Here is a 407-nt window from a genome sequence, read left to right on the forward strand (position 1 = left end):
CCGTCGGCCTGAACCGGGGCGAGCTTCTCTGGGCCGCCGAGCAGGCGCTGCGCGCGCGCTCAGCCCCTTGCGTCATCGTCGAACTCCAGGACGGGCCGGGCCTCAAGGAAAGCCGGCGGCTGCAGATCGCAGCCGAAGAGAGCGGGGCGATCGGGTTCGTCCTGATCCAGGGCCGCGCCCGGACCTCGGCGGCCGAGACACGCTGGCAATGCGAGGCGGCGGCCGGAAGGGGATGGGTATGGACCTGTATGAAGAGCAAGCGCGGGGCGCCGGGCGCCTGGCGCGTATCGTGGATGGGGAAAGATCATGCGCCGGACCTTGTCGCTCTGGCTGCCGCAGCTTCCGCTTGACCGGCGCGTGCGGCTCGGCGACGGGCGAACCGCCGGTCCCTTCGCCATCGTCGCCGA

General features: G+C 71.7%; 1 pseudogene. It reads left to right on the forward strand.

Features of this window, described 5'->3' with window-relative positions:
• Positions 1-350: pseudogene (locus B8784_RS21475) on the forward strand (hypothetical protein); the annotation flags it as partial.
• Positions 351-407: the final 57 nt, after the last annotated feature.

The sequence above is a fragment of the Henriciella aquimarina genome (assembly GCF_002088975.1).
Lineage (GTDB): Bacteria > Pseudomonadota > Alphaproteobacteria > Caulobacterales > Hyphomonadaceae > Henriciella > Henriciella aquimarina.